Origin of the sequence: Variovorax sp. RA8, from assembly GCF_901827175.1 — a bacterium.
GTDB lineage: Bacteria > Pseudomonadota > Gammaproteobacteria > Burkholderiales > Burkholderiaceae_C > Variovorax.
The window spans coordinates 186,413-194,820 of the sequence record NZ_LR594664.1 but is presented as its reverse complement, the minus strand read 5'-3'; the positions used below and the strand labels follow the sequence as shown (position 1 = coordinate 194,820).

Below are 8,408 nucleotides of genomic sequence, written 5' to 3'. Positions count from 1 at the left end.
CGGTGGTACGGCGAACACAAAGTGGATTCGGATATCCGCTTTGAATCGTCAATCTTATGAATCATCAAGTCGAAGAGGGAAACATGCTTGTCAGCCATCTGATGCCAACCACCATACGCGAATCTTCATATCGCAAAAAATTCCTGGAGAACCGCGAAGAGAACCTGTTCATGGGCTCCTTCGAGAGCTTCGCCGGCGCCGAGGCCGGCGCGCCGCCCTCAAAAGCCGTGGGCTACGACAACGCCCCCGCGGAGGCTTTCTACAGCCATCAGGTCGCGTTCTATGACTACCCGGGCCTGTTCTGGCTCGGCCGCTCGCTTGACGACGGCATGCGCAGCATCTTCGACCTGGGCGGCCACATCGGCATCAAGTACTACGCGTTTCGCCGCATGCTGAACTACCCCGTTGACCTGCACTGGACGGTCTGCGACGTTCCCACTGTGGTCAAGGCCGGGCGGGAGTTCGCAGCGAAGCGCGAGGCTACCTCCCAGTTGGACTTCACGACTGATTTCCGCGATGCAAGCGGCTATGACTTGCTCTACGCCTCGGGCAGCCTGCAGTACCTGCCACAGCGCATCTCCGAGATCATCGCGGCGCTGCCCGTGAAGCCGCGGCGCATCGTTCTGAACACCACGGCCGTGCATCCGGAGCGCACGCTCTACACGCTTAACAGCATCGGCTTCGCTGTCTGTCCCTACCGCATCCAGCACCACGACCAGCTGCTGGCCGAGCTGGCCGCGGCCGGCTACAAGCGGCGCGACGCCTGGCGCAACGAAGGAAAGTTGATCGAGGTGCCCTTCGTCGAGGGCGGCGACAAGCCTTACTACGCCGGTTGCTGCTTTGATTTGGCGTAGTGCCTTCTGTTGACCCGAGAACCCAAGGAAAAAAGGCTATGACAACTGGGCTGACTCAAACGGTGCGTGACCTTCTCGAAGGTCCTATCACGAGGCCTGCGCTCCTGCGCTGGCGCCGCCAGCAGTTTCTTTCTCCCCTTCAGGGAGCGGGCGCCTATTTCGGTGTGTATGAAAGCTTCGACGAAGCGCGAGCGTGCTTGCCAAAGAATCCGGAGTTCGATCATGAGGCGTTGGCAGCGGAATATGTCACCATTCGTGCGAAGAAGGTCTTCGCCTATGACTACCCCGTGATGTTGTGGTTGGAGCACGCCTTCCGTGGTGGTGCCTCGAAGGTGCTCGATATCGGCGGCTCGGTGGGTGTTCACTACTTTGCCTATCGGCGCTACATCGAGATGCCTGCCGAACTGAGCTGGCACGTCGTCGAGGTCCCATCGATGGTTGCGGTCGGCCGTAAGATGGCTGAGGAAAACCAGGCCCGAGCGCTAACTTTCACCGAAGATCTTCAAGAGGCCATGGTCGAAGAGGCCTGCGACATCTGGATTGCTGCGGGCGCCATACATTACCTCGAAGATGCGAGACCCAACCACCTTGTTTCACGTTGTGCCTCCCGACCTCGCCATGTGCTTCTCAACAAGTTGCCCCTCTATGGAGGTGAAGACTTCATCACCGCCCAAAACGTTGGCGAAGGTTCGATCGTTCCGCTGCATGTCTACAACAAGCGGCGGCTTGTGCGGGACATGGAGGCCCAGGGCTATATCCTCAAGGACGAATGGCCGGTGCATGAGCGCGGCCTCTATCTCCCGGGCCATCCGCAGCGCTCGTTCCCATGGTTCACGGGCCTTTACTTCGTAGACCAAGCTGCTTCCGAATGTTCGGAGCAACGTAAGCGGCTAGCCATCCCGTCTTGATTTCGGTGTACGCGCAAGGATCCACTACTCCACTTAACTTCTTGGTGGAGTAATGGACACTACAGTTGCTCTTAGCGCAGGTCGTCGGCGGCGACGCAAGCACAGCCCGGAGTTCAAGGCTCACGTGGTGGCGGCGTGCAGTAAGCCGGGCGTTTCGTCAGCGTCCGTGGCCATGGCCAACGGCATCAATGCGAACCTGGTGCGTCGATGGGTACGTGACGCGGAAGTCCCACCGCGCGGACCGGCGCCGCTCGATGCGCCCAAGGCGTTGCCCAGGGCCGCTTCGGCCCCGACGACTGCGGCATTCGTGCCCGTTCAACTGCCCGCTGCGGGCGGGCCGGCTGAGCCGCCCAGTGACATCCGCATCGAGCTGCGACGTGGCGCCATGAGTGTCGTCGTGACCTGGCCAACTGGGTTGGCCAGCGAGTGCGGCGGCTGGCTGCGCGAGTTGCTGCGGTGATCAAGGTCGAAGCCGTCTGGCTGGCCGTGGAACCGCTGGACATGCGCTCGGGCACCGAAGCTGCGTTGGCGCGTGTCGTGCGCGTGTTCGGCGCCGCCAGGCCGCATCACGCCTATTTGTTCGCCAACCGTCGGGCTAACCGAATGAAGGTCCTCGTGCACGACGGCATCGGCATCTGGTTGGCAGCCCGACGCCTGCATCAAGGCAAGTTCATCTGGCCCAACGATGCCGCGCCCACACTTGGCTTGAGCCGTGCGCAGTTCGATGCCCTAGTGCTTGGCCTGCCTTGGCAACGCGTCGGCGAGGCTGGCGTCATCTGCGTGCTGTAGCGCGGCAGCGCAATTGCCGAAGTTGCTGATGCTCGCCCCAGTGTCCTGGGGCATCATTGCCTTCCGTGAGCGACACGGCCACCAACCTTGATCACCTGGACGCGCAGCAACTGCGCGAGATGGTGCAGTCGCTCATGGGCCAGGTGCAAGCCAACAAGCTGGAGATCCAGCGACGCGACCACGAGATTGCGTTCAAGCAGGCTGCCATCGACAAGCTCACGCACGAGATGGCCGTGCTCAAGCGGCTGAAGTTCGCCGCCAAGTCCGAAGCCTTCACTGCCGAGCAGAAGAGCCTCCTAGAGGAGAGCATCGACGCTGATCTCGCGGCACTGGAGCGTGAGTTGGAGCAGATCGCACCTGCCAAGACTGCGCCGCAAGACAAGCAGCAGCCCAAGCGCCAGGTGCTGCCAGTGAACCTGCCGCGCCGCGAGATCCACCATGAGCCTCAGAGCGCCACCTGCGCATGCGGCTGCAGGCTTGAGCGCATAGGCGAGGATGTGTCCGAGAAGCTCGACTACCAGCCCGGCGTGTTCACGGTGGAGCGCCACGTTCGCGGCAAGTGGGTATGCGCGCGGTGCGAGACCCTGATCCAGGCACCGGTGGCGCCGCACATCATCGACAAGGGCATCCCCACGGCAGGACTGCTGGCCCAGGTGCTGGTGGCCAAGTACCTCGATCACCTGCCGCTGTACAGGCAAGAAGCTATCTTCGGCCGCGCTGGCCTGGCCGTCCCTCGTTCCACGCTGGGCGCCTGGGTTGGCCAGTGCGGCGTGCAATTGCAGCCGCTGGTGGACGCGCTCAAGCGCGAGATGCTCGAGGACCGCGTGCTGCATGCCGACGAGACGCCGGTGGCGATGCTCAAGCCCGGCAACGGCAAGACACATCGGGCCTACCTCTGGAGCTACTGCACGACGGCCTACAGCGCCCTGCGTGCCGTGGTGTTCGACTTCGCCGAAGGCCGCGGCGGCCAGCATGCCCGAGCCTTCCTCGGTCTCACGGGTGAGCATGGCTGGTGCGGGACACTAGTGTGCGATGACTTCTCGGGCTACAAGGCATGCTTCGAGCTCGGGGTCACAGAGGCGGGCTGCCTTGCGCACGCGAGGCGCAAGTTCCATGAGCTGTGGGCCAACCACGGCAGTCCGGTTGGTGAGCGGGCGCTGAAGTTCTTCGGCGAGCTTTACGACATCGAGCGCGACGTGGCCGCACTATCCACCGAGGAGCGCAAGCGCATCCGCCAAGAGCGCTCTCGCAAGGTGGCCGATGCGTTGCGCCAGTGGCTCACCGCGCAGCGACAGAAGGTGCCTGAAGGGTCAGCCACCGCCAGGGCCATCGACTACAGCTTAAAGCGCTGGCAGGCGCTGACGCGCTACATCGACGATGGCGACCTACCTGCGGACAACAACCGGGTGGAAAACCAGATCCGGCCCATCGCGCTCGGCCGGTCCAACTGGCTGTTCGCCGGCAGCTTGCGCGCCGGCCAGCGGGCCGCCGCGGTCATGAGCCTGGTGCACTCGGCGCGCCTGAACGGGCACGAGCCGCACGCGTACTTGAAGGACATCCTCGAGCGCTTGCCTACGCAGCCGGCCAGCCGCATCGACGAGTTGCTGCCCCATCGGTGGCAGTGCGCAGCAACCTCCTGATCTGCGCCCGTCGTCAAGACGGGTTCGCCGCGCGCTTACGGAGCAACCAAGAAATGGTGCTGACAGGCCGTCCCTGGTGCATTGATGGCAGGTCGAAGGCAGGGGACCCAGCGGATTGCCTTCGGATGGAAGCATGAAGCTTGTCTGTGGACGCGAGGGCCGCGCTGCTCCGTCCGGTCGAAGCCAGATTTTTTAGCGCCTGAAGCGCCAAGCGCGCCGCTTCCCTCGGCCGCGACGAACCCGGACTCGCTTGCGATCCGGCGGTGGCGGCTTGCGGGTGGTGAGCCAATAGACGATCGCCCCAAAGACAACGGTGGAAATCACCCAGGTCAGCAAGAGTGTGTTGGCCAGATCTATCGGAATCCAACGTCCCCCCAGATTCATGCGCGTCTCCGAATAGGCCACAGGTTGAACATGGGAGGATTCTGCCTCTTGTCGCGCTGCATCGGCGAGGACGCGGAGCGGTCGACGGACGGGACTGCGATTGTCGACCCTACTCTCTCAAAGGGAACGAGATATCTCAAGCAACGGCTTCAGCCCAGTTCCGAACCGAGCGATTGCTTCGCGGTGACTCTTGAGTTCGCTATAGGGCAGATAGCGAATTCCCAGTTCCGCAACCCGAGAGAAGGCTGGTCGCCGTAGCTGAGCCTGGACATCGTCGCGACGGTTGTCAGGTGCAACAAGAAACATGGCGCTGGTGGCTCCGAGCTTGCTACCCAGCGCAAGGTCGAGCATTCGGACGATGCCGGAGTAGATGGATGTGGAGTGCTCAACCTCGAAAGCAGCAGCGACTCTCGATCCATCGGCTTCTACCCACATCACGTCGATCAGCGGCACCGAGTCGAGCCCACCATTCGTTCCATCCGGCAAATGCGCAAGGCATCCGTCGGCAAGTCGTCCGCCTGCGTAGGGTCGGCCTTGGTCGTTGGAGGCAATCCAGACTCCGAACCCGAGCGACTTGCCCAGATCGCGAAGCCAGCCTTGAATTTCGGTATGTGTGGCATCGCTGTCTCGTTCAGCCATCCATTGCTTGTATGCGGCGGCCGACTCCTCGCGGACCTTCTGCAGGTCGGTTTTCCAAGCTTCAAGGGCGCGTGCGTCGTCGGCGCGCGGAGGCGCCGCGTACCGGCCGCTGCCTATGTCGAAGAGCAGACCAGCCAACGCGCCCATGTCGTTCGACAATGCGTGTCGATGCTGCGTATTCAAGCGAATGCAGCCTTCGCGCATCGAAAGATAATGGTCCCAGCGCCCCAGCTTGACGTTGCTGCCGGTGACCGCGTTGTATCCCCTGACGATGGCGGTGTTGAATGGCATGACCAGGGTCGGGTGCACGAAGTAGAGCAGGTTCGCAACTGCCGGGCCCAAACCCTTGATTTGTATCGCATCGATCCGGCGGATCGCCTGGATGATCTCTTCGGCGCTGTCGCAGCAATCGCATGCATGCAGCAGGCGGGCAAAGGCGCGTTGATTGGACGCGTTCTCGTAGATGTCGGGGATACGCAGCTTGGGCTTCCAGAGGAAGGCGTGGTCTGCTCCCTTGAATATCTGGCGCTGCTCAGCCACGGAACCGACGACCGTTTCGAGCGAAGAGCCTCGGAAACTATTGCCGAAAGTACCAGCCTCAATGTCCTTCACGACCTGGGCAAGCCCACGACGGATGGATCGAAAGTTCTTGAGCCGTTCGTCCCACAGAAACCAGGAGTTGTAGGTGCCGAGGGAGTCGGTCTTCCAGTGAGCAATGAGAACATCGAGGCCGATTGACATCGTCTATTTATTGTTGCGCGCGAAGCCTGTATTCAATCACGAGCACCGCAGCAAGCGACGCTCGTCTGGCCTGGCCCATGATGCTGAACCCGCCCCATATGTGCGTTTTCCTCAGTCTTCCGGGCGAAAGTTCAATTTGGCGCCACATTACAAATATGTAACCTGCCCTCCAAGGCAGCCGGGTAAAATTCTCCGATGCGTCGCTTTCGCGCCTTCCTGGTTTGGGCTGCCATGTTCGCCGTGCTCTTTCAAGGGTACGCGGCGGCGTCCATGGTGTGCGCGCCAGCGCATGCTGACGGCAGTGCCGCCCTGGAAATGGTGGAAGTTGGACCGCACGATCATGGCAAGCATCACCATGCGGCGCCCGATCAGGATCATTCCGGCGACCACGAAGACCTTTCTTCGAAGTCGGCCGATGATCACAAGTGTGGCACCTGCAGTGCATGCCACGCCGTCGCTTTGACCACCACCCAGTTCAGCACTTCTCCGCAGCCTCTGCCGGATGCGGATCTGGCAGAGCCATTCATCGCCGTAGCGAGCACCTCGCCCGGCGTCCTCGACAAACCCCCTCGGGCCTAGTCGCGTCCGCACGTCTGCGATCGCATTCGCAGGCCCTCATGCCACGCCAGTCGTCGCGTCCGTGTTTGGCGCGATGCATTCCGTCCATGAACTTCCGAGGATTCCATGTCTTTTTCTTCGCCAGCCCGTTGGCTGGCCGCATTGCCCGCCCTCGTGGCCCTGACAGCGATCGCCCAAACGGCGCCCGCGCCATCTGAGCCACCACCGACCCAACCACCGACGTTGCCCTACCGATCCGCGTTCGAGGGCTATCGCTCCTATGCGGAGGAAAAAGCCATTCCGTGGAAAGAGGCCAACGATACCGTTCATCTGCGCGGCGGCTGGCGCGCGTATGCCAAGGAGGTCAGTGAAGCAACCAGCCCCGTAGACGGTCCGCCGGCCAAGGCGGCCTCCGATCCGCATGCCGGCCACGCGATGCCCGCCAAGAAGGAGCAACCATGAGGCATGTGTTGCGCCTGACAGCCATTTCCGCCGCCGCCGTTTTTCTCGCGGGCTGCGCCACTGTGAGCGTCGACGACGCGCTGCAGGAAACGAACACCAACGCCCAGGCCTTCACGCAAGGCAAGCTGGAAATCAGCCGCACAAAGGAGGAGCGCGATCGTCGCTCGGCGCTGACCGAGGAGTTACTGGCCAAGCCACTGTCCCAAGCCGACGCGGTGCAGGTTGCGCTCGCCAACAGCCCGGCGCTTCAGGCCTTGATTGCAGAGAACTGGGCGAACATTGCAGCAGCCAATCAGACCAGCCGACTTCCCAATCCGATTTTCACGTTCGAGCGCGTGCGCCTCGGCGACGAGCTCGAGATCGGAAGGCTGTTGTCGTTCGGCCTGGTGGACCTGATCCTCTTGCCCCAGCGGCTGGCCATCTCGAAAAGCCAGGCGGCGCAGGCGAAGGTGCAGCTCACGGGGACCGTCGTGGACCAGGTCACGCAGGTGAGGCAAGCCTGGGTGCGCGCCGTCGCAGCTCAGCAGTCACTTCAGTACGCGGAGCAGGTCAAGGAATCGGCGGAGGCCAGCGCGGAACTGGCGCGCCGTATGCAGCTCATCGGCAACTTCAGCAAACTCCAGCGCGCGCGCCAGCAGGTGTTCTATGCGGACGCGGTGACTCAGCTTGCTTCTGCGCGCCATGCGGTCACGGCCACACGTGAGGAGTTGGTTCGCGCGCTGGGTCTGGCGGATGCCCAGGCTGCCAAGCTCAAACTGCCCGAGCGGCTGCCAGATCTGCCAAAGACGCCTCGCGAGCCTCGCGAAGTAGCCGCGACTGCCAGCGAGCAGCGCCTGGACGTGCAGCTCGCCCGGGCCCAACTGGATGTTGCCGGAAAGTCGCAAGGGATCAACCTGCTGTCGACGTTCATCGACGTGGAAGTGGGTGGAAGGCGAGACACCATCTTCGACAACGCCGAAGGCACGAAGAGCACCCGTCGTGGCTTCGAGCTCGACATCGTGTTGCCGCTGTTCGACTGGGGTTCTGCCCGACGCGACCTTCTAGATGCGCGATCTCTTGCCGCTGCCAATCGCTATGACGCAACGGTGCTCGGCGCGAGATCGCAATTGCGAGAGGGGTATTTCGCTTATCGCACTGCCTACGACATCGCCAAGCACTACCGAGACGAAATCGTGCCCCTGCGCCAGACCATCGCGGACGAAAACGTGCTTCGCTACAACGGGATGCTGATCGGTGTGTTCGAACTGCTGGTGGAAGCGCGCGCCCAGATCAGGAGCGTGGCTGATGCGATTGACGCGCAGCGACAATTCTGGCTGGCTGACGCTGCCCTCTCGGCATCTGTCATTGGTAAGCCCATGTCCATGGCGGCGCCGATGCCCAGCACCGGCTCAGAACCAGCTTCGGGCGCTGCCCACTAAGCGGCCCCTCACATT

9 protein-coding genes are annotated in these 8,408 nt (G+C 62.4%); 8 read left to right on the top strand and 1 reads right to left on the bottom strand.

Annotation, left to right across the window (positions count from 1 at the left end):
* The first annotated feature begins 83 nt into the window (after positions 1-83).
* The 5 genes from E5P3_RS34170 (at position 84) to tnpC (ending at position 4,191) form a co-directional block, all read left to right on the top strand.
* On the top strand, positions 84-854 hold the full coding sequence (locus E5P3_RS34170; protein ID WP_162590469.1) for a TIGR04325 family methyltransferase: 771 nt from the start codon (positions 84-86) through the stop codon (positions 852-854).
* A 38-nt stretch (positions 855-892) separates the two neighbouring features.
* Positions 893-1,762 (top strand): methyltransferase, TIGR04325 family, encoded by an 870-nt coding sequence (locus tag E5P3_RS34165; RefSeq protein WP_162590468.1) that lies wholly within the window; start codon positions 893-895, stop codon positions 1,760-1,762.
* Between the two features lie 52 nt (positions 1,763-1,814).
* Entirely contained in the window at positions 1,815-2,222 is a 408-nt protein-coding gene (gene tnpA, locus E5P3_RS34160; RefSeq protein ID WP_162590467.1) for an IS66-like element accessory protein TnpA, read from the top strand.
* Positions 2,219-2,551, top strand: a complete 333-nt coding sequence (gene tnpB / locus E5P3_RS34155; protein ID WP_162590466.1) for an IS66 family insertion sequence element accessory protein TnpB — start codon at positions 2,219-2,221, stop codon at positions 2,549-2,551. The genes tnpA and tnpB overlap by 4 nt, the downstream gene beginning before the upstream one ends.
* 119 nt (positions 2,552-2,670) lie before the next feature.
* Complete coding sequence (gene tnpC / locus E5P3_RS34150) at positions 2,671-4,191, top strand: IS66 family transposase (protein ID WP_162590665.1); 1,521 nt, start codon at positions 2,671-2,673, stop codon at positions 4,189-4,191.
* 501 nt (positions 4,192-4,692) lie between these two features.
* On the opposite strand, the gene E5P3_RS34145 is transcribed toward tnpC, so the two are convergent.
* Positions 4,693-5,955 (bottom strand): type II restriction endonuclease, encoded by a 1,263-nt coding sequence (locus E5P3_RS34145; protein WP_162590465.1) that lies wholly within the window; start codon positions 5,953-5,955, stop codon positions 4,693-4,695.
* Between the two features lie 231 nt (positions 5,956-6,186).
* On the opposite strand from E5P3_RS34145, the gene E5P3_RS34140 reads away from it, so the two are divergent.
* The 3 genes from E5P3_RS34140 to E5P3_RS34130 all read left to right on the top strand — a co-directional run bounded on the left by E5P3_RS34140 (position 6,187) and on the right by E5P3_RS34130 (position 8,393).
* Complete coding sequence (locus tag E5P3_RS34140) at positions 6,187-6,534, top strand: DUF2946 family protein (RefSeq protein ID WP_232073640.1); 348 nt, start codon at positions 6,187-6,189, stop codon at positions 6,532-6,534.
* Positions 6,535-6,639: 105 nt separating this feature from the next.
* The gene (locus E5P3_RS34135) at positions 6,640-6,975 is read left to right on the top strand and encodes a hypothetical protein (protein WP_162590463.1); all 336 of its coding nucleotides are present in this window, start codon (positions 6,640-6,642) and stop codon (positions 6,973-6,975) included.
* Complete coding sequence (locus E5P3_RS34130) at positions 6,972-8,393, top strand: TolC family protein (RefSeq protein ID WP_162590462.1); 1,422 nt, start codon at positions 6,972-6,974, stop codon at positions 8,391-8,393. Before E5P3_RS34135 ends, E5P3_RS34130 begins: the two co-directional genes overlap by 4 nt.
* Positions 8,394-8,408: the final 15 nt, after the last annotated feature.

Bases quoted from the DNA above. Each gene is read 5' to 3' on its own strand.
- E5P3_RS34170 (WP_162590469.1), top strand. From the start codon at position 84: ATGCTTGTCAGCCATCTGATGCCAACCACCATACGCGAATCTTCATAT.
- E5P3_RS34165 (WP_162590468.1), top strand. From the start codon at position 893: ATGACAACTGGGCTGACTCAAACGGTGCGTGACCTTCTCGAAGGTCCT.
- E5P3_RS34135 (WP_162590463.1), top strand. From the start codon at position 6,640: ATGTCTTTTTCTTCGCCAGCCCGTTGGCTGGCCGCATTGCCCGCCCTC.
- E5P3_RS34140 (WP_232073640.1), top strand. From the start codon at position 6,187: ATGTTCGCCGTGCTCTTTCAAGGGTACGCGGCGGCGTCCATGGTGTGC.
- E5P3_RS34130 (WP_162590462.1), top strand. From the start codon at position 6,972: ATGAGGCATGTGTTGCGCCTGACAGCCATTTCCGCCGCCGCCGTTTTT.
- tnpA (WP_162590467.1), top strand. From the start codon at position 1,815: ATGGACACTACAGTTGCTCTTAGCGCAGGTCGTCGGCGGCGACGCAAG.
- E5P3_RS34145 (WP_162590465.1), bottom strand. From the start codon at position 5,955: ATGTCAATCGGCCTCGATGTTCTCATTGCTCACTGGAAGACCGACTCC.
- tnpC (WP_162590665.1), top strand. From the start codon at position 2,671: ATGGTGCAGTCGCTCATGGGCCAGGTGCAAGCCAACAAGCTGGAGATC.